Raw genomic sequence first — 24,921 nt, 5'->3', positions numbered from 1 at the left:
CGTTGAGGCTGGACACCGTCCCGTGAGGCAGCAGAAGCTGTCCGAAGCCGCACCACGTCCGGGAACGCGAGCAGCAGCCCCGCTATGAGCCGGAAACAGAAGCGGGGCACCCGGTGCTGCACACCCGGATGCCCCGAGAGGAGATGCTGCTACGGGGCGGCTGATTCGGACACGGGTGCGGCGCGGAGCGCTTCGTCGTAACGGTGCAGCACCACCGCAGCGAGCTCCGGGCAGTCCCCGAGAGGAGCGGAGACGATCTGTGCCCCCGCAGCCGTGCAGTGGGTCCGTACCCGGTCCGCGAAGAAGCCTTCCGCCAGCAGGTAGCTGGCGACTGCTACGCGCTGGGCGCCCGCCGTGCGCAGCTCCTCCACCGCTTCGGCGAGGGACGGGCGGGCCGCGGACGCGAACGCGGTCCGCACCTCACGCCACGGACCGCGGGCAGCCAGGTCGCGAGCTGCCGCGGCGACCACGGCGTTGGCGTGCGGGTCGCTCGACCCGGCAGCGGCCAGCACCACCGCCGTGTCTGGGTTGGCTGTGGCCCCCGCCTCCGCGAGACGCCGTTCGAGCGCATCCAACAGGAGAGGGTGCGGGCCGAGGGTGGTGGCGTAGCGGATCCGGAGCCACGGAGAGTCGGCACGCACCCGCTCCAGGACGCGGGGCAAGTCCACTTTGCTGTGGTAGGCGGCCGTCAACAGGGTCGGCAGCACCACGACTTCCCTCGCTCCTTCCGCGGCGAGCGCAGCCAAAACCTCGTCTGGCGGGGGAGCAACGTGGTCGAGATAGCTCACCCGCACGTCCAGGTCCGGACGCTGGTGCCGCACCCGGGCGAAGAGCGCTTCCACGGTGGCTGCCGCCCGCGGGTCAGCGCTGCCGTGGGCGACCGCGACAAGCGGGATCCCGGCCGGGGCGCTGTTCAACTGTGGAGACCGCATTCGACTTTCCCTGTTCCCGCCCAGCGACCGCTGCGGGGGTCGGCGCCTTCCGGCACCCGCTGAGTGCACGGCGCACACCCGATCGAGGGGTAGCCGTCGTCCTGCAGCGGGTTGACGAGCACCCCGTGCTCAGCGATGTAGGAGTCCACCTGCTCTTGGGTCCAGCGGGCGATCGGATTGACTTTGATCTTCTTCTTGCGGGCGTCCCACTGCACGACCCCCACGGTGCGGCGGGTCACCGCCTCGTCGCGGCGCAGCCCGGTCAGCCAGGCGTCGTAGGACTGCAACGCCCGCTGCAGCGGCTCTACTTTGCGCAGGTAGCAGCAGAGGTCGGGGTTGCGGGCGTACAGCCGGGGACCGAGGTCGCGATCCTGTTCCGCTACGGTCCGGCTGGGGGTGACCGTGATCAGGTTGATCGGGTAGGTCTGCGCGACCGCGTCGCGGGTCCCCAGCGTCTCCGGGAAGTGGTAGCCGGTGTCCAGGAAGATCACGTCGATGCCCGGGACTACTTTCGAGACCAGGTCCACCATGACGGCGTCCGCCATCGACGCGGTCAGGCACAGCCGGTCGCCGAACGTGTCGGCGGCCCACTGGATGATCTCGGTGGCGCTGGCTTCTTCCAGGCGGGCGGCAGCCTCAGCGGCGAACGCCGCGCCGTCGGCCGTGATGTTCAACGCTGCTCCTCCCCGGTCGGCGTCGTAGTGGAAGGGGGGAACGCCGCGGCGTGGAGCCCGACGAAGGAGAGGCGGAAGACTCGGGCGCACGAGCCGCAGACCCACGGATAGCCTTGGCCCCGGGTGCCGTCGCCCTCGTGCGGCCGGAGGTCTTCGTCCCCGCAGTAGGGGCAGTAGAAGGGGACAGCGCGCTCACTCACCGGCGTTCCCTTTCCGTGGCGTGGCTTCGCTGAGCGCTCATTTCAAGTCCGCCTCGTCTGCGCGTGCCACCCATTCCGCGAAGGTCTCTTCGGCCTGCCGCTGCTCCGCGAACCGGCGCACTACCCGTTCGATGTAGTCGGGGAGTTCCGCGGCGGTCGTCTTCAGCCCGCGCACCTTGCGGCCGAACCCGGCTTGCAGGCCCAGTCCTCCGCCCAAGTGGATTTGGAAGCCTTCCACCTGGTTGCCGTGGGCGTCGGTGACGAGCTGGCCTTTCAACCCGATGTCCGCGATCTGGGTGCGGGCGCAGGCGTTCGGGCAGCCGTTGACGTTGATGGTGAGCGGTTCGGTGAAGTCGGGGAGGCGGCGCTCCAACTCGTCGATGAGGGCCATCGCGCGGTTCTTGGTTTCGACGATGGCGAGCTTGCAGTATTCGATGCCGGTGCAGGCCATGGTCTGCCGGCGGAAGACGCTGGGGTTCACCTGGAGATCTTCGGCTTCGAGCGCGGCCACGACCGAGTCCAGCCGGTCTTCGGTGATGTCCAGGATCGCCAGCTTCTGGTCGGCGGTGGTACGCACCCGGTTCGAGCCGTGCGCTTCAGCGATGTCGGCGATCCGTCCCAGGATGGTGCCGCTGACCCGGCCCACCCGAGGGGCGAAGCCCACGAAGAAGCGGCCGTCCTTCTGCCGGTGGATGCCCACGTGGTCGCGGCGGGTGCCCGGGTCGAGGACCGGTTCGGGGCCGTCCGGCAGCGAGTAGCCGAGGTATTCCTTCTCCAGTACTTCGCGGAACTTCTGCGGACCCCAGTCTTTGATGAGGAACTTGATGCGGGCGCGGTGCCGGAGCCGGCGGTAGCCGTAGTCGCGGAACACGGAGCAGACGCCCGCCCACACTTCGCTGACCTGTTCGGGGCGGACGAACGCGCCGAGCCGCTGGGCGAACATCGGGTTCGTGGACAGGCCGCCGCCGACGAACAGGTCGTAACCGGGCGTACCGTCGGGTCCGATGACGCCGACGAAAGCCACGTCGTTGACCTCGTAGTTGGTGCAGTGCACGGCACACCCGTCGATCGCGGTCTTGAACTTGCGCGGCAGGTTGGAGAAGAGCGGGCTGCCGATGTGGTCGGCGACGATTTGGCGGAGCTGCGGGGTGGCGTCGATGATCTCGTCTTCGGCGATCCCGGCCAGCGGGCAGCCGAGCAGGCCGCGAGGGGTGTCGCCGCAGGCTTCGGTGGTGGTGAGCCCCACGCTTTCCAGCCGCTCCCAGATGGTGGGGACGTCCTCGATACGCACCCAGTGCATCTGGATGTTCTGCCGGTCGGTGATGTCGGCGGTGTCCCGGCCGTAGGCGGTGGATACTTCCGCGAGCACGCGGAGCTGCGCCACGTTGAGCTGTCCGCCGTCGGTGCGGACCCGCATCATGAAGTAGCGGTCGTCGAGCTCCTCGGGCTCCAGCACCGCTGTCTTACCGCCGTCGATCCCCGGGGCGCGCTGGGTGTAGAGTCCGTACCAGCGGAATCGTCCGCGCAGGTCGGCAGGGTCGATGGAATCGAAGCCCTGTTTGGAGTAGATGTCGATGATGCGCTTGCGGACGTTGAGCCCATCATCGTTCTTTTTGATCTCTTCGTTCTTGTTGAGCGGCTCGCGGTAGCCGAGAGCCCACTGCCCCTCGCCGCGGCGCGGGCGCGTCGTCTTCCTGGCGGGACGGCCGGTCGGTGTGGGTGCGGACGGCATGGGTGAAGTCCTCCGAGTCTATGTCGTCCACCGGGGCGCGGACCGTGACTCTGCGAGTCCGGTCAATCGCGTTCTGGGCGCGTCGCGGCCCGACACCCGTCCGACCGGACTGTAATGCGGCACATAACAGCGGAGAGGAGGGGCAACGTCGGTGCGAGCACACCCAGGGCGGAACTGGTGCTCAGCAGCTAGGCGTTGAGGCGACGTTGCGACAGAGAGCGCTGCGGACCCGAAGGTAGTCCACGTGACGGCGCACGCAGAGCATGGGGTCGAGGGCAGCGATCATGGCAACGACCATGTCATGCCGTCAATGATTTGTCTACCCACTAAGTGGGAAAAGTTTCGTGAGTCGTATCACAGCGTCGAAGGCGGCTCCGAATTACGGTTCGTCAACGGAACAGCGAGGAAACCACGACGATCCCCGCAGGGCATACGGCAAAACGGACATTTCAGGGCTATGTTCGAAGGTGTGCGACCTCAATGGGCGAACCTCGAGCGGCTCCAGGAAGCGGTCAGAACCTGGCCTGACCGCCACCCCCGCTCCGGCGCCGCAGCCATGCTGGTCGCCCGCACGGTGCGGTCCGCGCTGCGAGTCCGCATCATCGGGTTGGCCGCCGAGTCCGCGTTCTTCTCCCTCCTGTCCCTGCCGTCCCTCCTCCTCGGCCTCGTCGGCACCCTGGGCCACCTCAGCTCGGTGCTCGGCCACCAGACAGTAGTGGAGATCCGCGCCTGGATGCTGGACCTGGCCGCCACCGTCCTGACCGCTGAAGCCGTGCAGACCACCGTCGAACCCCTTGTCGACGACTTTCTCGGTGGCGCCCACGGCGGGGTGCTCTCGCTCACCTTCCTCGTCTCACTCTGGTCCGGCTCCCGCGCCATGAGCGTGTTCATCGAGGCCATCACCATCGCCTACGGGCTGGAAGGCATGCGCGGCTACCTGCGCCGCCGCCTGCTCGCGTTCGTTGCTTACCTCGGGGCGCTGCTGTTCGCGCTGGTCGTGCTCCCGGCTGTGGTCGCGGGCCCGGACGCACTCCGCGCCCTGCTCCCCGCAGCCGACACCTACCTCCACCTGGGCTACTGGCCGCTGGTGGGACTGCTCAGCCTCGGCAGCATCGTGGCCCTCTACACCTTGAGCGTCCCGGTGCGCACCTCCCTGGTCCGCCAACTGCCGGGAGCGATCGCTGCCGTCCTCATCCTGCTCTGCGGCACCGTAGGGTTGCGGCTCTACCTGGAAGCCTCCTTCGGACAGGTGAACCTCTACGGTCCGCTCACCGCGCCCATCATCATCGTGATCTGGCTGTACCTGACCGCGCTCGCCGTGCTGGCCGGATCCTCCCTCAACGCCGAGATCGACGCCATGTGGCCGGTCGCGGAAACCGCGCGGGCCCGGGCCGAGCTCGCCGCCCGCCGCCAGGCCAGCGCGGTCCGCCTCGCAGAACGCCACGAGCAGGCCCTGCAGCGGATCGCCCAGGCGCGCGAGCAGGACACGAGGGTTGCTGAAAGCCGGGCGGGGAAAAACTCCGAAGTGCAGTCCTCCCCCCGGCCCGATCGCGCTGCCGCAGCCCGCCGGCGGCCTGCCCGCCCGCGCCGGCGCCGCCGCTGAGGCAGAGTAGATCGCGGTACCCCCTCGTAGTGATGACAGGAGACTGAGCTTCCATGCCCCCCACGCAGCGCCTCGGCAGAACGCGGATCGGGATCGCAGCGGCGGCCGCCGCAGTGCTCTTCACCACGGCCGGCTGCCAGTTCCTCGACGACGTACTCGCCGAACTGGAAGACGGGCTCGCCACACCGTCGCCAAGTGAGCCCTATGCCCCGCAAAGCGAAGACCCGGATGCGGCCGCGGCCTGGGAGCAGCTCGAGTCACTGCAGCTCGCGGAACCTGCTCCGCGCGGCGACTACCGGAGGGAAGAGTTCGGCCACGGCTGGATCGACACCGACAGCAACGGGTGTTCCACGCGCAACGACATCCTTGCCCGCGACCTCGACAATGTGCAGCTCGCCTCCGACGGCTGCAAAGTCCTCTCCGGTACGCTGCACGACCCGTACACCGGGAAGACCATCGAGTTCACCGCGGACGACCCGCGGGCCGTGCAGATCGACCACATCGTGCCGCTCTCCCTGGCCTGGCGGATGGGCGCCAGTGAATGGGACCGCGAGACCCGCATCGAGTTCGCCAACGACCCCGGCAACCTCCTAGCCTCTGACGGCCCGGCCAACCAGCAGAAAGGCGACGCCGGCCCCGGCGAATGGCAGCCCCACGAGGCATTCCAGTGCACCTACGCCATCCGCTACATCGACGTGCTCTACCGGTACGACCTCCCCGTCTCCCCAGAGGACTACCAAGGGCTCTCCGCCATGCTCGACACCTGCGCGTAAGCAGGTGCGGCCCGGGTAGTCCGGGGATCGGATCCCGTTTCTGCTGACCCCGCAGACGCGGTGTGCCTGCGTACCTGCGGGGTCACCCGTCTTCTGAGGTGCGGGGCCGGAGACTGGTGGCCAAGGCAGCGCCGATGAGCGCGGCGACAGGGAAGAGGGCCAGGCCGACCCGCAGCGAAGTCGCGTCCGCGACCAGGCCGACCAGCGGCGGGAACGCCAGGAAACCGAGCCGGGCCAGCCAGGCCACCATAGACACACCGGTCCCGCTGTGCACCCCGGGGATCTCGCCCGCAGCGGCCAGCGTCAACGGGAACAGGGTGGCCACACCCAACCCGCACAACCCGAAGCCCACCACGGTGGTCACCGGGGTGGGGAACAGCAGTGCCCCGCTCAACCCCACCGCGGACAGCAGCAGACCGGTCCGTGCCACCGCCACCGCCCCGAACGCATCGGTCAGCCGGTCCCCGGCCAGTCGCCCCGCGGTCATCGCCGCCTGGCAGGCGACGAACGGCAGCCCCGCGAGGAACGCTGTCGCCCCGATGCTGTCCCGCATGTAAACCGCACCCCAGGACGCTGCCGCGTCCTCCACCGCGGCTGCGAGCATGAGGAGGACACCGAGCGCCACCATCAGCCCCACTGCTCGCGCAGCCGGAAACCATCGGGCGCCGTCCCCGAGAGAGGCCGCGCTGCGTTCGGCGTGCTCCGGGCCGTCCAAGAGCAGCCGCGACGAGGCCACCACGAGTCCGGTGAGCATGCATGCGAGCCCGATGAGGAAGACCAGGAAAGGCAGCCGCAGTCCGACCGCGGCTGCGCCCAGCAGGCCGCCCGCGACCGCCGCCACACTCCACACCGCGTGGAAGGTGTTGATAATGCTGCGCCCGTAGCGGCGCTGTACCCGCAGCCCGTGAGCGTTCATCGCCGCATCGCACCACGTGTCCACGCAGCCGATGACGAACAGGATGGCCACCAGCACCCCCCATTGGGGTGCCAGCGCGATCACCGGCAGCAGCCACGTGGACACCAGCGCGCAGACCACCGCGGTACGGCCGCTGCCCCACCGGGAGATGAACGGTCCGGCGAGCATACCGGTCAGCAGCGCACCCAGCGGCATGGCAGCGATCGCGGTGCCCAGAGCCGTATTGGACAGCTCAAGCTGGTTTTTGATCTCGGGGAGCCACGGCACTACAGAGGGATAGCCGAGCCCGTTGCTCGCGAACAGCCCGGCAACCCCCCAGCGGGCCCGCCGCGCTGCCGGGTCAGGCGCCGCGGAATTCAGCCGATGACCGGACAACAAACCTCCTCAGAGCGCGGCGGTTGCGGAGAATCATCCGCAAAACAGGATCACGGTGGCGATCCGGGGTGATCCTAGGGCCAATCAGGGCAGTGGCGTAACTCCCCGCGGCGAGCAGGTCCCTGTCGGCAGGGGGAAGCCGGAGCACCGCGCCCGCACCCCGGCAGACAGCGCGACGTGCAGCCGCGCAGCAAGTCAACGGTTCTTTACCTTTTGACCAGGCAAAACAACAGGAGTAGCAGGGTTGGTCGACGGCATGGAACGGGTAGGGCAGTATCACCCTGCTTACCTGAGAAGTCTGCGGTGGTCACCGTGAGTCCACTACCCGTATCCCTGCCTTTCCCCGATCGGACCGTCGCCGGACACTGGCTGGCGGAGCGCGTACGCGACGTCATCGGAGCCACCCCCGTCGTCATCGCCCTGCCGAGAGGCGGGGTGACGGTGGGCGCCGAGGTCGCCCGCGTCCTGCACGCCCCGCTCGATGTGGCCGTGGTCAACCGGATCAGCCTGCCGGACCGGCCCGACGTGGACCTAGGCGCGGTCGACGAAGACGGACACGTCTGCTACGACGACACTGCCCTGGCCCGGCTGCGGATCCCCCGCAACCGGCTCTCCGACGTCGTCGCGGAAGCCCGGGACAAGATCACCCACAGCCGCGAAATGTACCGGGGGGCCCGGACACTGCCGCGGCTGACCGACCGGGACGTCATCGTCGTCGACGACGGCGCCACCACCGGCAGCACCGCCCGCGCAGCGCTGCGTATGGTGCGCCGACACCGTCCCGCGCGGCTGGTGCTCGCCCTGCCCGTCGCCTCGACCGAGGCGGTGGAACGCCTCCAGGAGGAGGCCGACCGCGTCGTCGCGCTCGCCGTCCCCGAGACCTTCCACTCGCTGGACCGGTGGTACCGGGATTTCTCCGAAGTCGACGAGGGACAGGTCGCTGCCCTGCTCGCCGAGCACCGCGACCTGGGAGAGAGCGGGGATTCCCGGTATCCGGCGCGCTTTTCGGCGGGCGGGGTCGAACTCGAAGGAGAGCTCATCGTCCCCTCGGTGGTGCGCGGCACCGTGGTCATGGCCTCGGGGCACGGCCGGCTCGCCCCGCACAACCAGGCGATCGGGACGGTGCTGCGCGCCGCGGGGTATGCGACTCTGCTGCTCGACCTGCTCACTCCCACGGAAGCGAGCCCGGAAGCCGACGAGTTGGCCCCGGCAGTGCTGGGGGAGCGCCTGGCGGCCGGGGTGCGCTGGATCCGCCGCACCCCTGTGGTGGCCAGTGCGCCGATCGCGCTGCTCGGCGCCGGGCAGGCCGCGCCGGGAGCGTTGGATGCGGCTGCCCGGCTCCCCGGAGAGGTGGGGGCGGTCGTCACCCACGGGGGCCGCGTCGACCTGGCCGGCGAAGCCCTCACCCAGGTGCGCGCGCCCACCCTGGTCCTCGTGCAGGGATCCGACTCTTTTGTTCGGGAGCTCGCCGAGTGGACGCTGGGCCGGATGACCGGGCCGACCGCGGTCGAGATCGTGGCGGGAGCCGAACAGCTGCTGCACCAGCCGGAAGAGTGGCGCAGGGTTGGGGTGCGCGCTGCCGAGTGGTTCGATCGGATTCTGTGATGAAAATCGCGAAAAATGGGAATAAAGATGGGTAAGAAACACACCGTGGCGCCCTCGACGTGCTTGTCGGGGCGCCACGGTGAATGACCCTGATGGTCGGGCGATCAATCAGTGTGGGAGAATCGGTGAGAAATTACTCCCGGCCGGGGCGGCAGAATCAGGCTGCGTTAGCGCGACGCATCCGGCGCCGACGCTCGGACGCGCGCTCGTCCTCGTTGAGTCCACCCCAGGTTCCGTACTTCTCGGGACGCGAGATCGCGTAGTCGAGACATTCCGTACGGACAGGGCAGTGAGCGCAGATCTCCTTGGCCTTGCGCTCACGAATCTCCCGTTCCGGCTGACGCTCGCCGTCGGGACCGAAGAAGAGCACAAGGTCCTCGCCCCGGCACGCGGCGGCATCCTGCCACCCCCAGCTCGGGCGGGGGCGCAGCGTGGCCTGCCGACGTACCTGAGACATGGTTGAACCACCTCTACATAAAATCGCAGTAAGCTGTGTGCAAGCTGATGAACAAATTGGATAAAGCCGCGTAAGCGACCCGGCACAGCAATAACGCTGAGCTCTGCTCTGGTGTTCCCGTGAGGTTGAGAGCACGTAGGCGCAGATTTGCCGAACCGGCGGGTGCTCACGCACGAGGCTGCGGAGGCGGTGGGAACGCTCTCCCCGCGAACCGGTACGTAATCATGCCATCCCCGCTCCCGATTCCGCACGGGGGTAGGGAAATTACTCGCTCAACCGTTATCGAAATCGGATCTTTCCGGATGCGGCGCTCTGACGCACCGGAAGCAGATCCGACATCGCCGGGAAGACGTCACGGTCCGGGCCGGAGCCCAGACAAAACCATCGTATGGGGACAGTCGTTCCCGTTCCAGGGAACGGTTCTGATAACCAGGTCACAATTTCGGACTGGCTTCCAGCGCTGAGGGTAGTGCCCGGAACCGAGGAGGCTCGGGAACATGCAGGTCACCGCAGTCCGGAACCAGGACGGGCCTCTCGTCGTCATACCGGGCAGGCACGGCCGCGAGACGAGAGCGGCGAAACGGACAGGAGAAAGTGGGGCCAGTGACTCTGCTGCGGTTCATCCTCAACGTCATCTGGTTGTTCGTTGCGGGCTTCTGGCTGGCCGTGGGCTACGCCCTCGCCGGTGTGCTCTGCTGCCTGCTCATCGTGACCATCCCCTTCGGGGTGGCGTCCTTCCGGATGGCCAGCTACGCGCTCTGGCCGTTCGGCCGGACCCTGGTCCGCAAACCGGGAGCGGGCACCGGGAGCACGATCGGCAATATCATCTGGATCATTGTGGCCGGGTGGTGGCTGGCCCTGGAGCACATCGCCACAGCGATCGGGCTGGCTGTCACGATCATCGGTATCCCCATGGCCTGGGCTTCTCTCAAACTGATCCCGGTGGCGCTGGCGCCGTTCGGCAACGAGATCGTGCCCGTAGGAACACAGCGCAGCACCTGGGGCATCTGACACCTTGCTTTAACAAGCGGACAGTCCGGGCCGCAGAGTGCCACTATTGACGGGGACGGAGGACCCGGAAGCACGACCATCGGGAAGAGGGAGACGCAGAGTGCGCTGGAACTGGCCCACCACATGGACGCTGCGGAAGGCCGCCAGGAGCGTGCGATTGCCCGAGCGGGAGGTCCGCGTGGTGGTGGAAGAGGCGCCTCCCGTTCCCGAAGTCGAAGACGACCTGCTGCGCAAGGCCAGCGACGTGGCCTGGCGGCTGCTCATCATCGGCGTCGTGATCGCGCTCATCCTCTGGGGCGCCATCTACATCCGGGTGGTGACCATCCCCGTCATTCTCGCGGTCTTTGTCACCGCGCTGCTCATGCCACCCACCCAGTGGCTCCGGGACCGCGGACTGGGACGAGGGCTGTCCACGACCATCAGCGTGCTGGGCGCGGTCATCATCTTCGGAGGCGTCGTCACCCTCATCGTGCTTCCCGCGATCTCCGGGTTCGACGCCATCGTGGCCAGCATCAACGAGTCGGTGGTCACCCTGCAGCAGATCGCCGCCTCGTTCGGGATGGACGACCAGCTCATCAACGAGTGGATCGCCAGCGCCCAGCAGTGGATCCAGCGCAACAGCAGCCAGTTGATCAGCGGCGCCTGGGCGGGTGCGGTCGCGGTAGGCGAAGTGCTGGTCGGGATCATCCTCGTCATTGTGCTCACCATCTACTTCGTCCACTCCGGGGACGAGTTGATGCGGTGGGTGCGTTCGCTCTTCCCGTCCGCCACCCGCCGCGCCCTGCGGGACGCCGGGGAACTGACCTACGACGTCATCGGACGCTACGTGCGCGGGGTCGCTCTCGTCGGCCTCATCGACGCGATCGGTATCGGCGCGGTCCTGCTCTTCGTGTTCTGGGATGACCTCTCCCTCGTGATGCCGCTGGTCATCCTCACCTTCATCGGCGCGTTCCTCCCGGTGATCGGCGCGTTCCTGGCTGGGCTGGTCTCCGTGCTCGTGGCCTTGGTCGTCGAAGGACTGTGGATGGCGGTGGTGGTGCTGGCCGGAACCATTGCCGTGCAGCAACTGGAGAGCCACATCATCGCGCCTCGGATCTACGGGCGCTCCCTGGAACTGCCGTCGGCCGTGGTCCTGCTCTCGATTTCCGTAGGGTCGATCATTGGCGGGATCACCGGGGCGTTCCTCGCCACACCGGTGGTCGCCGTCCTGGCCGTGCTGCTGCGCAACCGGCCATTCACGGTGGAGGCCTCTGCCCAGGAACAGGAAACAGCGGAGACACCGCAGCGCCCCGGAGCAGGGGAGGAGCGGTCCGCTGCTGGCGCGCGGCCCTCGGCCCGGGACAGCGCTGCAGAGCGGAGCGGAGAGCACGCAGACAAAGCCCACCGCACCGCAGAGAAGGGGGAATAATCGGCCCGGTGCCGCTGTCGAAATGAGACGACCAGCGATTCCGCGCTGTAGTGACGGCGGCTGCCGGACGGTTTTTCCTGCGTGAACGGCTCCTTTTCCCAAGGGCCGCCTGCTATCCGACCCACTGCTGTCGACGCCGGATGTGAAGAAAGCTTTTCACGACCCATGATCATCGCCTCTGACCTTGAGCTCCGGGTGGGCGCACGCCTGCTGCTGGCGCCTGCGTCTTTCCAGGTGGGGCCGGGTGATCGCATTGGTCTCGTCGGCCGCAACGGCGCGGGCAAGACCACCTTGACCAAAGTGCTGGCGGGGGAGGCGATTCCGGCCGCGGGAAAGGTCACCCGAACCGGCACGGTCGGCTATTTGCCGCAGGATCCGCGGACCGGTGACCTGGACGTAGTGGCGCGCGACCGTATTCTCTCGGCCCGCGGAATCGACGAGGTGCTGCGTCAGTTGCGCGTCGCGGAACAGAAAATGGCCAGCGAGGTCCCCAAGATTCGGGACCAGGGGGTGCGCGCCTACGCGCGGCTCGAGGAGCGCCTGCACGTGCTCGGCGGGTACGCGGCGGAAGCCGAAGCGGCGTCGATCGCTTCCAGCCTGGGCTTGGAACAGCGGATCCTCACCCAGCCGCTGCGCACCCTCTCCGGCGGGCAGCGGCGCCGCGTGGAACTGGCCCGCATCCTGTTCAGCGGGGCGGATACGCTGCTGCTGGACGAGCCCACCAACCACCTCGACGGCGACTCCATCGCCTGGCTGCGCGACTTCCTCAAGTCCTACCAGGGCGGGCTCGTGGTCATCAGCCACGACGTGGACCTGATCGAGCACGTCGTCAACAAGGTGTTCTACCTGGATGCCAGCCGCAGCACTCTCGACATCTACAACATGGGCTGGCGGGCCTACCTGGAACAGCGGGAGGCCGACGAGCGGCGCCGCAAGCGGGAGCGCGCCAACGCGGAGAAGCAGGCGGCGGCGCTGCAGCGGCAGGCCGAACGGTTCCGGGCGAAAGCCAGCCGGGCCCGCGCCGCCCAGCAGATGCTCCACCGGGCGGAGCGGCTGCTCGAGTCGGTCGAGGAGGAACGGGGGCCGGACCGGGTCGCTAAGCTCCGCCTTCCGGATCCCGCGCCATGCGGGCGCACCCCGCTCGCCGCGGAAGGACTGTCGAAGTCGTACGGTTCACTGGAAGTGTTCTCCGGGGTGGACCTGGCAGTGGACCGCGGCAGCCGAGTGGTGGTCCTCGGGCTGAACGGTGCGGGCAAGACGACGCTGCTGCGCCTGCTGGCGGGGATCGAGCAGCCCGACACCGGCCGGGTGATCCGCGGGCACGGTCTACGGCTCGGCTACTACGCCCAGGAGCATGAAGAGCTCGACCTCGACCGCACGGTGCTGGAGAACATGGTGAGCGCGGCCCCGGACCTGCCCGAGGTGGAGGTCCGCCGTGTGCTGGGGTCCTTCCTGTTCAGCGGGGACGACGTGTACAAGCCCGTGCGGGTGCTCTCCGGCGGGGAGAAGACGCGGCTGGCCCTGGCCACGCTCGTGGTGTCCAGCGCCAACGTGCTGCTGCTGGACGAGCCGACCAACAACTTGGATCCGGCGAGCCGGGACGAGGTCCTCAACGCGCTCCGCACCTACCGGGGAGCGATCGTCTTGGTGACTCACGACGAGGGCGCGGTGGAGGCCCTCCAACCGGAACGGGTGGTCTTCCTGCCCGACGGGGTGGAGGACTTCTGGGACGCGGAGTTCACCGATCTCGTGGCGCTGGCTTGAGTCATTTTGGACGTAGTTTCGCCATAACCGAAACACGGTCGCCGGAGGAAGTATGTGGTTTTCCGGTCTCAATGGGTAGCCCACTGAAGCCGCCATGTCTGATCATGGCAGCAAGCGACTTCGTTGCCGTACCGAGAGCATCGGGAGGTACTTGTGTCCGAGACGTCGCGCAAGGGCACCCGGGTGACCGGAGAGGAGCGGTCAGATCTGGCCTCTGACCTGAAACGGCGCTACGACAACGGGGAGAGCATCCGCGCGCTGGCTGCGGCAACCGGCCGCTCCTATGGCTTTGTGCACCGGCTGCTGCTCGAAGCGGGAGCGACACTGCGGGGCAGGGGAGGCGCGACCAGACGCAACCGGGGGTGACCCTAGGGTGGGCAACCCGTGAACTGCTATGTTACTCGTTGGTAGGAATCGGGTGGGCTCGCGATCCCTTGGGTGAAAGGCGTGTGCGATGGCGCAGACGAAGGCCCCCACAGCGGAAGAACTCGCTGCGGCTGGACTCACACTGACGATCGACGGAGAGGTCGCACGGATCACGCTGTCGAGGCCTCACCGGCGCAACGCCATGACTGGCCGGATGTGGACAGAGCTGGCCCGTATCGGCCACACCCTTCCCCAGGCTGTCCGAATTGTCGTCATCACGGGAGAGGGTCCGACCTTTTCCTCAGGGATCGACCTGGACATGTTCCAAGCCGGGAAAGTCGACGGCGAGCCGACCCCGTTCACCCTGTTGGCCCGTGATCCGAACAGCACCGCGGCCCTGGACCAGGTGATCGCCTCCTACCAGGAGGGATTCCTCTGGCTGCGACGCGCCGACATTGTCTCCATCGCCGCGGTGCGCGGACACGCCATCGGCGCGGGATTCCAGCTTGCACTCTCCTGCGACATCCGCATCCTGTCCGACACCGCCCAGTTGTGCATGAAAGAGCCGGCGCTGGGCCTCGTGCCGGACCTCACCGGGACCCAACCCTTGGTGGAGCTGGTCGGGGTCAACCGCGCCATTGAACTATGCCTGACCGCCCGCACGATCGATGCCGCAGAGGCGGCGCAGCTTCGGCTGGCAGAGCGCGTGGTCGCCGACGCGGAGCTCGACGCGGCAGTCGACGCACTCGTGGCGCAGCTCCTCGCCGTACCTGCCGCGGCGGCGCGGGCCACCAAAGAACTGCTGCTCCAAGCGGGACGCAACGACCTGGCCACGCAGGCCCGGGTCGAACGCACCGCCCAGCTTGCGCGGCTTGCCGAGCTGGCCAAGGCATCCGCGGCGCCGCGCCGTCCCTGAACCCGCCGGCGCGCCCGCCCTGCGGGCTGGACCAGGCAGCGGACCGCTGGGCAGCGCTGCCCTGAGCCGCACCGTGGGCGGCCCCCGCCGCACGGACGCCACGCTGCGGTGCTCATGCCCTATGCAGTTGTCTGCCGGCGGACGGAACCGGTCGTGCGTCAGGAGGCCCGGTGGTGCTCCTCCTCCGCGCCGAGCGGGTGTTCTCCGTGCTCGAGGCTGTCGTCCAGGTACTTCTCGGGTTCTTCAGCCACCCCGGTGTCTTTGAAGATGTCGATGGCGTAGGCGATGATCCCGCCGATTGCGAAGATCACCGCGCCGCCGATCACCACGGCCCATTGGGGCGGGCCCAGGGTCAGGCCGACCCCGCCGACCAGGAAGCCGAGGATCATCAAGGTCACAGCAATCCAGGAACTGGGCCGTCCCCAGTGCGAGTAGCGTTTCTCCGATGCGCTGATGTCGGCGGTATCGCCGGCGTGCCGTTGACGGTCCATAGGGCTCATCATGCGGGCACCTCCTGGCAGGCACGCTGCCCGGCGCGGCGGTTCCCAAACACCGGGTAACGGGACACCCCACCCCCGCACCGCGCCATACCGGTGGGTATGGGAAGGTCGTTCTGGGACATGGGGAGGGACAGTCCCACAAGCAGCCAAGGAGAGCTATGCCGACAACCGCACGCGAGTTCCACCTGATCGCCCGGCCGCAGGGCGAGCCCGCGGTGACCGACTTCGCGCTCGTTACCCGCACCCTTCCTGATCCCGGTCCCGGGGAGCTGCTGGTCCGCAACCTGGTGCTCTCTGTCGACCCCTACATGCGGGGGAAGATGTCCGGGGTACGGACCTACACCGACCCTTACGAGCTCAACGCCCCCATGGAAGGCGGCGCCGTGGGCGTGGTCGAAGCCAGCACCGATCCGGCGGTGCCGACGGGGACACTGGTGGTGCACAACGCGGGCTGGCGGTCGCACGCCCTGCTGCCCGCCTCCCGAGTCCGTCCCCTCCCCGCCGACAGTCCGGTGGACCCCAGCGTCTACCTGGGAGCGCTGGGGATGCCCGGTCTGACCGCCTATGTGGGCCTGCGGCACAAAGCCGGGATACGGGAAGGCGACACCGTGTTCGTCTCCGGCGCGGCCGGTGCCGTGGGCAGCATGGTCGGCCAGCTCGCCGCGCTGTACGGGGCTCGGCGGGTGATCGGCAGCGCCGGTTCCCCGGAGAAGGTCGCCTACCTGCGCGACGAACTGGGCTTCGACGCGGCTTTCGACTACCGGGCCGCCCCGGTGCGCGAACAACTGGCCGACGCTGCTCCGGACGGCATCGACGTGTACTTCGACAATGTGGGCGGCGACCACTTGGAGGCGGCAATCGCCTGCGCCAACGACTTCGCGCGGTTTGCGATCTGCGGGGCGATCTCGGGTTACAACGCGACCAGCGCGCCGCGAGCGCCGCGCAACCTGTTCCAGATCGTCACCAAGCGGCTGACCCTGCGCGGCTTCATCGTGAGCGACGAACCCCACCTCGCTGAGGAGTTCCAGCGCGAGGTCGCCCCCGCCGTCGCCGACGGACGGATCAAAGTCCGCGAGACGGTCGTGGAAGGCCTGGAGCGCACGCCGGAGGCGTTCATCTCGATGCTGCGCGGCGGCAACATCGGCAAGATGGTGGTCCGCGTCGCGGAGTAGCCCTGCGCTGGGAGACCGCGAACCGGCCTGCGTGCGGGGCGTGTCGCCGCGCCGCAGGCCGGGTATAGGGCGAACACGTCCCAGGCCTCCCCGAGGTGTGCGGGCGAGGGGCGCGGCCGTCCCGCTGCGGACTGGGGAGGCAGAGAACACTGCCCGCGGGGTTTCGGGCGTGGCGAATTCCATGGGGTGTTTCCCGCCGAGTTTTCCAAAACCCCAGAGAAGCCGGCGCACTCAGGGGTAGCATGACCCGCAGTGGTGATCTTCCTACATTCAGTGAGGACTCCGCGTGTCGGAACAACCCTCCCGCACCCCCGCCTCCACTCCTTCCCTCGGCGCATCCCTGATCCGCGACTGGGACGAGCCTGCTGACGGCCAGGAGCTCCCGCCACCGGAGTGGGGACGCCCGCCACGGTCCCGCACTACCGCCACGGTCTGGTGGTTTGTGCTGTTCATCGCGGTGCTGCTTGCGGGACAGGCGCTGCTGGCCGGACGGTTGACCCACGAGGCATTCCTGGCGTGGGCCACGGTCTTCACCGCCATCAGCCTGCAGGCACTGCCGTTCCTCGTGTTCGGGGTGGCGCTGTCTGCCGCCATCACCGCGCTGGTCCCGCCACAGGTGTGGCAGCGGATCGTTCCGCGCCGGGCGGCGCTCGCGGTCCCCGCGGCCGGGCTCTCCGGTGCGGTGCTCCCCGGGTGCGAATGCGCGTCGGTGCCGGTCGCTGGCGGGCTGATCCGGCGCGGGGTGCCCCCGGCGGCTGCGCTCACCTTCCTGCTCGCCGCGCCCGCCATCAACCCGGTCGTGATCGTGGCGACCATGGTCGCCTTCCCCGGGCAGCCGGAGATGGCTGTGGCGCGTTTTCTCGCTTCCTTGGGGGCCGCGGTCGCGGTGGGCTGGCTGTGGGCCGCATTCGGCAGGTCCGACTGGCTGCGGCTGCCCCGCACCGGGGGAGGGAGAACCACGGGGTGGCGGGCGTTTGCCGACACGATGCGGCACGACCTGATGCACGCCGGAGGGTTCCTCGTCTTGGGGGGACTGGTTGCCTCGGGGGTGAACGTGCTGGTGCCGCGGGAGTGGCTGGCGGCTGTCGCCGACACTCCGGTGCTTTCCGTGCTGGCGCTGGCGCTGCTGGCCGTGGTGCTGTCGATCTGCTCGGAAGCCGACGCGTTCGTCGTGGTGAGCTTCACCGAGTTCTCTGCTACCGCCAAACTCGCTTTCCTCGTGGTTGGGCCGATGGTGGACCTGAAGCTCATCGCCTTGCAGGCCGGGGCGTTCGGCTGGGCGTTCGTACGCCGCTTCGTCCCCCTCACCCTGGCAGCGACCCTGCTGGGCACGGTGCTGGTGGGAGGACTGCTGCTGTGAACCGCCTGGCGCAGGGCATGGTGATGGTGCTGCTGGGAGCGGCTGCGCTGAGTGTGACTGTGGCCTCCCAGGACTACCTCAACTACGTGCGCGGCGAGTTCCGGCCGTTCCTGATCGCCGCCGGGGCAGTGCTGGTGCTGCTCGGCCTGGTGGCGGTGGTCGCGGAACTGCGATCGCCGGAGGATGAGGCGGAACCGGGGCATGATCCCGCCCACGGCCACAACCACGGGCGGGCTCCGGTGGTGGCGTGGCTGCTGTTGCTGCCGGTCGTGGTGATCTTCGTGGTGGCGCCGCCCGCGCTGGGGGCCTACACGGCGGCGGCAGCCGACCCCGCAGCAGCGGTGGAACGCGCCCTGCCGGATGACGTCCCCGCAGACACCCCTGATGCGGACGGGCCGGTGGAGATGTCGCTGCGCGAATTCGTGGTGCGGGCCTGGACCGACGAAGAGCGCAGCATGGCCGGACGGGAGATCCGGCTTACCGGGTTCGCGGTGCCCAACCCGGACGGGGAGGGCTGGTACCTGGCCCGGCTCCAGATCGCCTGTTGCGCCGCCGACGCCATCGTGAACCGGGTGCTGATCGTCAACCAGGAGGAGCCGCCCGCGGATTCGTGGTGGACCGTAACCGGCCGGTGGGTGGAACCGGAGGGTGACATTCGCCGGGTGCGCGACCACCGGTTCGAGGTGACAGAGATGGTCCCCGTCGACCATCCTCCCGACCCCTACGAGTAGCGTGCTGCCGCGGCCGGGGACCCCGGGCCGCCCATGTGTGCTGCGCCGCTTTCCGGGAGAGGGCGTGCCGGGAGCGGGAACGAGGCGCGAGCGGCGGTCCCGGTATGAAGGGGCAGCGGCAGCCCGCTCCTCGTCTCGTCACTGCGAGTATGTTCCGAGTTTCCCTGAGTGGTGGTTGCTGCTGTGGTCAGCAGATGCGCGGGGCGGGGGCGGTGCTCGCCTCGGGAGGGATGTCGCTCCGAGTCGGGGCAGGAAGTGCTGACTGCGAATTATGCAATGCCTTAGTGGTGTGATTACTCGAACACTTCTTGTTCGCAAATTTGCGCATTTTGTGCACAAATGTCGGAATTGTGCGGGTTGACTTCCGCGGCTCTCTGCATTGAGACTGTCGGCGGTAGTTAGGCAAGGTTTGCCTTAGTTGGTTTCTTGCGGAGCTGTGTGGGGGAGACGTGTCCCATAAGGGGATCGCAGGATCGGTCGCCGTCGTCACCGGTGCAGGAGGCGGGATCGGACGCGCTGTCGCCACGGCTCTCGCCGCGCAGGGCGCCGCGGTCGCCGCAGTCGACGTCAACCCCGAAAGCACTGCCCAGACCGTCACCGGCCTGGCGCAGGCCGGGCAGCGCGGAAAAGGCTACGCGCGCGACGTCACCGACACCGCGGGAGTGGAGCGCCTCTTCGACGAGATCGAACACGACCTGGGCCCCGTCGACATCCTGGTCAACGCCGCCGGCATCCTGCGCACCGGACCCGTCGTCGACTGCCCCGACCACGACTGGCACGACCTGATCGCGGTCAACGCCACCGGGGTGTTCACCGTCTCCCGCGCCGCGGCACGGCAGATGGTGCCCCGCCGCCGCGGCTGCATCATCACTGTGGCATCCAACGCGGCCGGCGTCCCCCGCGCCGCCATGGCCGCCTACGCCGCATCCAAAGCCGCCGCAGTCGCCTTCACCAAGTCGCTCGGCCTAGAACTCGCACCGCACGGCATCCGCTGCAACGTGGTGTCCCCCGGCACCACTGACACCCCCATGCTGTGGGCGATGCGCCCGGAAGGCTACACCGAAGCCGACGCCGTCGCTGGAGACCCCGACCTGTACCGGATCGGCATCCCCCTGGGGCGCATCGCCCGCCCCGAGGACATCGCCGACGCCGTGTGCTTCCTCGCCTCCCCCGCAGCACGGCACATCACCCTGCACGACCTGTATGTCGACGGCGGCGCCTCCCTGCGCTGACCGTCGCCCTGCCCCACAGTGAACCGCGGGCCCGCGCGGCCCGTTCCCCCAGCGTGCCCGAAAGAAAGGCCAACGATGCCCCGACAGTGCGTCGCCACCCCGGCCGCGACCGTCACTGAACTCCTGGACGCCTACCGTCCCCGGGACTTCTTCTTCACCTCCCCTTCCGGGTCGCTGCTCGGGCAAGGCGTCCTGACCACCGTGACCGGGGTCGACGACCTGTCCGATGCACTGCACGCCACCGCCGCCGAGCCGGGACGGCACGCCGTCGCGGTCGGAGCGCTCCCCTTCAACCGGACCGCACCCGCTCGCCTCGTCATCCCCGCAACCGTGCAGCGCGGCCCCGCGATCATGCCCGGCACCGGCGCCACCCGCGCGCGGCGCCCCCGGAACGGCACCTGGACCGCCACCCCCGTTCCCGACCCCGCCGCACACACCGCCGCGGTCAAACGCGCCGTCGCCCTCCTGGCCAGCCCAGACAGCACCCGGCTGCGCAAAGTTGTCCTGGCCCGCTGCCTCCGCCTGACCAGCAGCCACGACGTGGACGTCGCCGCGGTACTCGCCAACCTCGCGCAAGCCAACCCCGGCGGGTTCACCTTCGCCGCCGACCTGCCTGCCCCCGACAGCCGTCCGCGCACCCTCGTCGGGGCCAGCCCGGAACTGCTCGTCGCCAAACACGGCCGCGCCGTGGTGTCCCGCCCGCTCGCGGGCTCCCGCCCCCGCGACACCGACCCGACCCGGGACCGGGAACGCGGCGCTGCCCTGCTCGCCTCCGCCAAAGACCGCGCCGAACACGCCGTCGTCGTGGAAGCCGTCGTCGAAGCGCTCCGCCCCTACTGCCGCTCCCTGGATGTCCCCGACGAACCCCAGCCGGTCACCACTCCCACCATGTGGCACCTGGCCACCCAGGTCACCGGCGAACTGCGCGACCCGCGCACCCCCGTCCACGTGCTGGCCCAGGCCCTCCACCCCACCCCCGCGGTCTGCGGCTATCCCACCGACCAGGCCTATGCGGCCATCGCCGAACTCGAACCGTTCGACCGCGGCTTCTACACCGGGGCTGTCGGCTACACCGACGCCGCCGGCGACGGCGAATGGGTGGTGACCATCCGCTGCGCCGACATCCACGGCGCCACCGCCGAACTGTTTGCGGGCGGCGGCATCATGCCCGACTCCGACCCCGAGGCCGAACTCGCGGAAACCACCGCCAAATTCCGCACCCTGCTGCTCGCCCTCGGAGCCGACCAGCTCCGGTAACCCCCATGGAAAGGACCCTGATGCTCGACGGCTGCACCCCCTGGCCCGCGGAGTTCGCCGTCCGCTACCGCGAGGCGGGGTACTGGACCGGGGAGACTTTCAGCGACTTCGTCACCGACCGCACCCGCCGTTTCGCCGACCGCCTCGCCGTGGTCGGCGCGGGCCAGCGCTGGACCTATGCCGAACTGGGGGAGCGCTCCGCGGTCCTCGCCACCGGGCTGGCCCGGCTCGGCATTGCCGCGGGCGACCGCGTCGTCGTCCAACTCCCCAACATCCCAGAACTGTTCGAAGTGGTCTTCGCGCTGTTCCGGCTCGGCGCGCTGCCGGTGTACGCGCTCCCCGCCCACCGGGCCCACGAAATCACCCACCTGTGCACCACGGCCCAGGCGAAAGCACTCATCATCCCTGACCGGCACGCCGGTTTCGACTACCGGACCATGGCCGCGCAGCTGCGCCACGCCGGCACTGCCCCCGAACACGTGGTGGTCGTCGGGGAGCCGGGCGGCTTCACCCCGCTGGCCGAGCTCCGTGCCGACCGGCCCGACCCCGGCGTCTTCACTCGGCCCGAGGCGAGCGACGCGGCCTTCCTCCAACTCTCCGGCGGCACCACCGGGCTGCCCAAGCTCATCCCCCGGACCCACGACGACTACCTGTACTCGGTGCGGGCCAGCGCGGAGATCTGCGCCCTCGGCACCGACACCGTCTACCTTGCGGCGCTGCCCGCCGTGCACAACTTCCCGATGAGCTCCCCCGGCTTCCTCGGCACCTTTCACGCTGGAGGCACCGTCGTGCTCGCCCCCAACCCTTCCCCTGACACCGCGTTCTCCCTCATCGAAACCGAGCGGGTCACGATCACCGCGGTCGTCCCCCCGATCGCGCTGCAGTGGCTGGACGCGGTGGAGCACGGCTCCCAGAGCCACCGGGACCTCTCTTCACTGCGCGTCCTGCAAGTCGGCGGCGCCAAGTTCGCCCCGGAAGCGGCCCGCCGGGTCCGCCCCGTCCTCGGCTGCACCCTCCAGCAGGTGTTCGGCATGGCCGAAGGGCTGGTCAACTACACCCGGCTCGACGACCCCGACGACATCATCACCACCACCCAGGGGCGGCCGATCAGCCCGGACGACGAGATCCGCATCGTCGACGAGGCCGACCGGCCGGTGCCCGACGGCGAAGTCGGCCACCTGCTCACCCGCGGCCCCTACACCATCCGCGGCTACTACCGGGCCGAGGAGCACAACGCCACCGCGTTCACCCCCGACGGCTTCTACCGCACCGGGGACCTGGTGCGCCGCACCCCCACCGGCCACCTCGTCGTCGAAGGCCGCGCCAAAGACCAGATCAACCGGGGCGGCGAGAAGGTCTCCGCGGAAGAAGTGGAGAACCACATCCTGGCCCACCCTGCCGTCCACGACGCGGCCGTGGTCGGCATGAGCGACCCCTACCTGGGGGAACGCGTCTGCGCCTACGTCATCGCGCGCACCGAACCACCCAGCCGGAGCGAACTGCTGCGCTTCCTCCGCGAACGGGGCCTGGCCTCCTACAAGATCCCCGACCGGGTCGAATTCGTGGACCGCTTCCCCGTCACCGGCGTCGGAAAGATCTCCCGCAGCGAACTCCGCCGGGAACTCGCACGTAGATTGGACACCACCCGATGAGCCTGCCAGCCATCACCCCCTATCCGCTGCCCACCGTGGACCAGTTGCCCGCCAACCGGGCAGAGTGGCAGATCACCCCTGCCCGTGCGGTGCTCCTCGTCCACGACATGCAGCGCTACTTCCTGCGCCCCTACGCAGAGAGCGCGGATCCGCTGCGGGGCGTGCTCACCAACATCTCCACCCTGGCCGACACCTGCCGGACCCTCGGAATCCCTGTGATCTACACCGTAAAACCCGGTGGTATGGACCCGGCACAACGCGGCCTGGAACTCCACTTCTGGGGGCGCGGCATGAGCGCTACCGACGAACACACGGCCATCGACACCCGGATCGCCCCCCGACCCACCGACCTGGTGGTCGTCAAAGCACGCTACAGCGCATTCGTCGGCACCGACCTGGCAGCCCGCCTCGCCGACCTCAACCGGGACCAGATCATCGTCACCGGCGTCTACGCCCACATCGGGTGCCTGCTCACCGCTGCCGACGCGTTCATGCGCGACATCCAACCGTTCCTCGTCGCCGACGCGACCGCGGACTTCAGCGCCGAGGAGCACCGGTTCGCCCTGACCTACGCGGCCACCCGCTGCGCAATGGTGACCAGCACAGCAGATGCGCTCGCCGCGCTGCGTTCCGCCCGCGTCGACGTGGAAACCGGAGGCTGACCCATGACACCGTCCCTCGACCACGAGGTGTCCGACACCTCCGAACGCCCCGTCCACGACCTGGTCGGCGTCGGCTTCGGCCCCTCCAACCTGGGCCTGGCCATTGCGCTGCGAGAGCGCCGCGCCGCAGGCGGAAAAGCCCCCACCGGGCTGTTCCTGGAACGCCAAGAACGCTTCAGCTGGCACCAGGGGATGCTGCTGGACGACGCCACCATGCAGATCTCCTTCCTCAAAGACCTGGTCACCCCCCGCAACCCGGCCAGCGACTTTAGCTTCCTGTCCTTCCTCCACCGGATGGGACGGCTGCACGACTTCATCAACCACAAGACGCTCTTCCCGCTGCGCGCCGAATTCCACGACTACCTGGTGTGGTGCGCCCAGCGGGTCAGCGACCAGGTGCGCTACGGACAGCACGTGGTGGCGCTGCGCCCCGTCACCCGGCACGGGAAAGTCGTCTACCTCGACGTCGTCGCCCGCGACACTGCCGGCCGGGAAACCGTGGAACGCGCCCGCAACGTCGTCCTCGCCCCCGGCCTGCGCCCCAGCATGCCCGAGGGGGTGCACCCCTCAGACCGGGTCTGGCACAGCGAACACCTGTTACACCGCCTCGCTGACCTGCCCGCAGCCCCGGTGCACGGTTTCGCGGTGGTGGGGGCAGGACAGAGCGCTGCCGAAGTCGTCGGCCACCTCCACCAGCGGTTCGCCGACCTCCCCGTCCACGCGGTGTTCTCCCGCTACGGCTACAGCCCGTCCGACGACACCCCGTTCGCCAACCGCATCTTCGACCCCGAGGCAGTCGATGCCTACTACGACGCACCCCAAGAGTTCAAAGACGAACTCATGCACTACCACCGCAACACGAACTACTCCGCGGTGGACCCGGACCTCATCGCTGAACTGTACCGGCGCTTCTACGCCGAACGCGTCCGCGGAAAACCGCGGCTGCAGATCCACAACATGACGCGAGTCGTCGCGCTTACCGAGACCGACGACCGGGTCGACCTCACCCTGGAAGACCAGGTCAGCGGAAAACAGACCGTGCTCACCGTCGACCACGTGGTCTACGCGACCGGCTACCAGCCGGTGGACATCCGGCCGCTGCTCGGCGACCTCGGCCACCACTGCGTGTTCGACGCCGCCGGTCGGCCTTCTCTGCAGCGCGACTACCGGATCGTCACCGACGACACCGTCACCTGCGGCCTGTACCTGCAGGGCGGCACCGAGCACACGCACGGGATCTCCTCGGTGCTGCTGTCCAACGTCGCCACCCGCGCCGCCGAGATCATCGACTCCATCGAAGCGCGCCGCGCCACGTCCTAACCACTGCAAACCCCCGCAACGGAGACAACCATGACCAACGACGACACGGTACGTCACTCTGTGATCACCGAAGAGCGGATGCGCGCCGACATCGCCCGGCTGCTCGGCGAACCCGCCGACTCCATCGACCCCCACGAAAACCTGCTGGACCGGGGACTGGACTCCATCAGGTTGATGAGCCTCCTCGAAACCTGGCGGAAAGACGGCATCTCCGCCGACTTCGCCGACCTCGCGGAAGAACCCACCATCGCGGCCTGGCTGGTGCTCCTCACCCAGCAGCCCTAACCCCGCCCCGTGTCTAAG

At 68.8% G+C, this 24,921-nt stretch carries 24 protein-coding genes; 17 read left to right on the top strand and 7 right to left on the bottom strand.

Annotated elements, in window-relative coordinates; all coding sequences use genetic code 11:
• Window positions 1–149 precede the first annotated feature (149 nt).
• Genes TFU_RS09315 through TFU_RS09300 form a run of 4 tightly spaced genes read right to left on the bottom strand, consistent with a single transcriptional unit; the run spans window position 150 to window position 3,538 of the window.
• Window positions 150–932 (bottom strand): sirohydrochlorin chelatase, encoded by a 783-nt coding sequence (locus TFU_RS09315; protein WP_370491959.1) that lies wholly within the window; start codon window positions 930–932, stop codon window positions 150–152.
• Window positions 914–1,606: a phosphoadenylyl-sulfate reductase gene (locus tag TFU_RS09310; RefSeq protein WP_016188878.1), complete on the bottom strand. Its 693-nt coding sequence runs from the start codon at window positions 1,604–1,606 to the stop codon at window positions 914–916. Before TFU_RS09310 ends, TFU_RS09315 begins: the two co-directional genes overlap by 19 nt.
• On the bottom strand, window positions 1,603–1,806 hold the full coding sequence (locus TFU_RS09305; RefSeq protein ID WP_016188877.1) for a hypothetical protein: 204 nt from the start codon (window positions 1,804–1,806) through the stop codon (window positions 1,603–1,605). The genes TFU_RS09310 and TFU_RS09305 overlap by 4 nt, the downstream gene beginning before the upstream one ends.
• Window positions 1,807–1,843: 37 nt before the next feature.
• Entirely contained in the window at window positions 1,844–3,538 is a 1,695-nt protein-coding gene (locus TFU_RS09300) for a nitrite/sulfite reductase (RefSeq protein ID WP_011292312.1), read from the bottom strand.
• A gap of 469 nt (window positions 3,539–4,007) precedes the next feature.
• Here TFU_RS09300 and TFU_RS09295 point away from each other — a divergent pair, with 469 nt between their 5' ends.
• The gene (locus TFU_RS09295) at window positions 4,008–5,141 is read left to right on the top strand and encodes a YihY/virulence factor BrkB family protein (protein ID WP_255266147.1); all 1,134 of its coding nucleotides are present in this window, start codon (window positions 4,008–4,010) and stop codon (window positions 5,139–5,141) included.
• A gap of 53 nt (window positions 5,142–5,194) precedes the next feature.
• Complete coding sequence (locus TFU_RS09290; protein WP_011292310.1) at window positions 5,195–5,914, top strand: HNH endonuclease family protein; 720 nt, start codon at window positions 5,195–5,197, stop codon at window positions 5,912–5,914.
• Between the two features lie 82 nt (window positions 5,915–5,996).
• Here the strand turns inward: TFU_RS09290 and TFU_RS09285 are convergent, their stop codons facing one another.
• Complete coding sequence (locus TFU_RS09285; protein ID WP_011292309.1) at window positions 5,997–7,208, bottom strand: MFS transporter; 1,212 nt, start codon at window positions 7,206–7,208, stop codon at window positions 5,997–5,999.
• A 309-nt stretch (window positions 7,209–7,517) separates the two neighbouring features.
• On the opposite strand from TFU_RS09285, the gene TFU_RS09280 reads away from it, so the two are divergent.
• Window positions 7,518–8,810 (top strand): phosphoribosyltransferase family protein, encoded by a 1,293-nt coding sequence (locus tag TFU_RS09280; protein WP_011292308.1) that lies wholly within the window; start codon window positions 7,518–7,520, stop codon window positions 8,808–8,810.
• Window positions 8,811–8,967: 157 nt separating this feature from the next.
• Here the strand turns inward: TFU_RS09280 and TFU_RS09275 are convergent, their stop codons facing one another.
• The gene (locus tag TFU_RS09275) at window positions 8,968–9,267 is read right to left on the bottom strand and encodes a WhiB family transcriptional regulator (RefSeq protein ID WP_011292307.1); all 300 of its coding nucleotides are present in this window, start codon (window positions 9,265–9,267) and stop codon (window positions 8,968–8,970) included.
• A 603-nt stretch (window positions 9,268–9,870) separates the two neighbouring features.
• Between TFU_RS09275 and TFU_RS09270 the strand changes: the two genes are divergently transcribed.
• The 5 genes from TFU_RS09270 (at window position 9,871) to TFU_RS09250 (ending at window position 14,732) form a co-directional block, all read left to right on the top strand.
• On the top strand, window positions 9,871–10,278 hold the full coding sequence (locus tag TFU_RS09270) for a YccF domain-containing protein (protein ID WP_011292306.1): 408 nt from the start codon (window positions 9,871–9,873) through the stop codon (window positions 10,276–10,278).
• Window positions 10,279–10,435: 157 nt separating this feature from the next.
• Complete coding sequence (locus tag TFU_RS09265; RefSeq protein WP_370491954.1) at window positions 10,436–11,686, top strand: AI-2E family transporter; 1,251 nt, start codon at window positions 10,436–10,438, stop codon at window positions 11,684–11,686.
• Between the two features lie 165 nt (window positions 11,687–11,851).
• On the top strand, window positions 11,852–13,450 hold the full coding sequence (locus TFU_RS09260; RefSeq protein WP_011292304.1) for an ABC-F family ATP-binding cassette domain-containing protein: 1,599 nt from the start codon (window positions 11,852–11,854) through the stop codon (window positions 13,448–13,450).
• A 153-nt stretch (window positions 13,451–13,603) separates the two neighbouring features.
• Window positions 13,604–13,816, top strand: coding sequence for a helix-turn-helix domain-containing protein (locus TFU_RS09255; protein ID WP_011292303.1), 213 nt, complete (start codon window positions 13,604–13,606; stop codon window positions 13,814–13,816).
• Between the two features lie 88 nt (window positions 13,817–13,904).
• Window positions 13,905–14,732, top strand: a complete 828-nt coding sequence (locus TFU_RS09250) for an enoyl-CoA hydratase/isomerase family protein (RefSeq protein WP_011292302.1) — start codon at window positions 13,905–13,907, stop codon at window positions 14,730–14,732.
• A 158-nt stretch (window positions 14,733–14,890) separates the two neighbouring features.
• On the opposite strand, the gene TFU_RS09245 is transcribed toward TFU_RS09250, so the two are convergent.
• A complete protein-coding gene (locus TFU_RS09245) occupies window positions 14,891–15,235 on the bottom strand; it encodes an HGxxPAAW family protein (protein ID WP_011292301.1) in 345 nt (114 codons plus the stop codon).
• Between the two features lie 155 nt (window positions 15,236–15,390).
• Between TFU_RS09245 and TFU_RS09240 the strand changes: the two genes are divergently transcribed.
• The 9 genes from TFU_RS09240 to TFU_RS09200 all read left to right on the top strand — a co-directional run bounded on the left by TFU_RS09240 (window position 15,391) and on the right by TFU_RS09200 (window position 24,903).
• A complete protein-coding gene (locus TFU_RS09240) occupies window positions 15,391–16,404 on the top strand; it encodes an NADP-dependent oxidoreductase (protein ID WP_011292300.1) in 1,014 nt (337 codons plus the stop codon).
• 286 nt (window positions 16,405–16,690) lie between these two features.
• Window positions 16,691–17,764, top strand: a complete 1,074-nt coding sequence (locus tag TFU_RS09235) for a permease (RefSeq protein WP_011292299.1) — start codon at window positions 16,691–16,693, stop codon at window positions 17,762–17,764.
• Window positions 17,761–18,495, top strand: coding sequence for a TIGR03943 family putative permease subunit (locus TFU_RS09230; protein WP_011292298.1), 735 nt, complete (start codon window positions 17,761–17,763; stop codon window positions 18,493–18,495). Before TFU_RS09235 ends, TFU_RS09230 begins: the two co-directional genes overlap by 4 nt.
• 449 nt (window positions 18,496–18,944) lie before the next feature.
• Window positions 18,945–19,727, top strand: a complete 783-nt coding sequence (locus TFU_RS09225) for a 2,3-dihydro-2,3-dihydroxybenzoate dehydrogenase (RefSeq protein ID WP_011292297.1) — start codon at window positions 18,945–18,947, stop codon at window positions 19,725–19,727.
• Between the two features lie 75 nt (window positions 19,728–19,802).
• Window positions 19,803–20,984, top strand: coding sequence for an isochorismate synthase (locus TFU_RS09220; RefSeq protein WP_011292296.1), 1,182 nt, complete (start codon window positions 19,803–19,805; stop codon window positions 20,982–20,984).
• 20 nt (window positions 20,985–21,004) lie between these two features.
• The gene (locus tag TFU_RS09215; RefSeq protein WP_011292295.1) at window positions 21,005–22,636 is read left to right on the top strand and encodes a (2,3-dihydroxybenzoyl)adenylate synthase; all 1,632 of its coding nucleotides are present in this window, start codon (window positions 21,005–21,007) and stop codon (window positions 22,634–22,636) included.
• Entirely contained in the window at window positions 22,633–23,298 is a 666-nt protein-coding gene (locus TFU_RS09210) for an isochorismatase family protein (protein WP_011292294.1), read from the top strand. Before TFU_RS09215 ends, TFU_RS09210 begins: the two co-directional genes overlap by 4 nt.
• Window positions 23,299–23,301: 3 nt before the next feature.
• Window positions 23,302–24,618 carry a lysine N(6)-hydroxylase/L-ornithine N(5)-oxygenase family protein gene (locus TFU_RS09205; protein WP_011292293.1) on the top strand — a complete coding sequence of 439 codons (1,317 nt, stop codon included), beginning with the start codon at window positions 23,302–23,304 and terminating at the stop codon, window positions 24,616–24,618.
• A 30-nt stretch (window positions 24,619–24,648) separates the two neighbouring features.
• On the top strand, window positions 24,649–24,903 hold the full coding sequence (locus TFU_RS09200; protein WP_011292292.1) for a phosphopantetheine-binding protein: 255 nt from the start codon (window positions 24,649–24,651) through the stop codon (window positions 24,901–24,903).
• Window positions 24,904–24,921 lie beyond the last annotated feature (18 nt).

This window comes from Thermobifida fusca YX (genome assembly GCF_000012405.1).
GTDB lineage: Bacteria > Actinomycetota > Actinomycetes > Streptosporangiales > Streptosporangiaceae > Thermobifida > Thermobifida fusca.
The sequence above is the reverse complement of the archived record's forward strand: the minus strand, read 5'-3'. Positions and strand labels throughout refer to the sequence as shown.

What these genes read in the sequence shown, in the direction of transcription:
- TFU_RS09220 (WP_011292296.1), top strand. Translation starts at nt 19,803, where the DNA reads ATGCCCCGACAGTGCGTCGCCACCCCGGCCGCGACCGTCACTGAACTC.
- TFU_RS09215 (WP_011292295.1), top strand. Translation starts at nt 21,005, where the DNA reads ATGCTCGACGGCTGCACCCCCTGGCCCGCGGAGTTCGCCGTCCGCTAC.
- TFU_RS09260 (WP_011292304.1), top strand. Translation starts at nt 11,852, where the DNA reads ATGATCATCGCCTCTGACCTTGAGCTCCGGGTGGGCGCACGCCTGCTG.
- TFU_RS09275 (WP_011292307.1), bottom strand. Translation starts at nt 9,267, where the DNA reads ATGTCTCAGGTACGTCGGCAGGCCACGCTGCGCCCCCGCCCGAGCTGG.
- TFU_RS09245 (WP_011292301.1), bottom strand. Translation starts at nt 15,235, where the DNA reads ATGATGAGCCCTATGGACCGTCAACGGCACGCCGGCGATACCGCCGAC.
- TFU_RS09200 (WP_011292292.1), top strand. Translation starts at nt 24,649, where the DNA reads ATGACCAACGACGACACGGTACGTCACTCTGTGATCACCGAAGAGCGG.
- TFU_RS09300 (WP_011292312.1), bottom strand. Translation starts at nt 3,538, where the DNA reads ATGCCGTCCGCACCCACACCGACCGGCCGTCCCGCCAGGAAGACGACG.
- TFU_RS09205 (WP_011292293.1), top strand. Translation starts at nt 23,302, where the DNA reads ATGACACCGTCCCTCGACCACGAGGTGTCCGACACCTCCGAACGCCCC.
- TFU_RS09210 (WP_011292294.1), top strand. Translation starts at nt 22,633, where the DNA reads ATGAGCCTGCCAGCCATCACCCCCTATCCGCTGCCCACCGTGGACCAG.
- TFU_RS09240 (WP_011292300.1), top strand. Translation starts at nt 15,391, where the DNA reads ATGCCGACAACCGCACGCGAGTTCCACCTGATCGCCCGGCCGCAGGGC.
- TFU_RS09290 (WP_011292310.1), top strand. Translation starts at nt 5,195, where the DNA reads ATGCCCCCCACGCAGCGCCTCGGCAGAACGCGGATCGGGATCGCAGCG.
- TFU_RS09250 (WP_011292302.1), top strand. Translation starts at nt 13,905, where the DNA reads ATGGCGCAGACGAAGGCCCCCACAGCGGAAGAACTCGCTGCGGCTGGA.
- TFU_RS09315 (WP_370491959.1), bottom strand. Translation starts at nt 932, where the DNA reads ATGCGGTCTCCACAGTTGAACAGCGCCCCGGCCGGGATCCCGCTTGTC.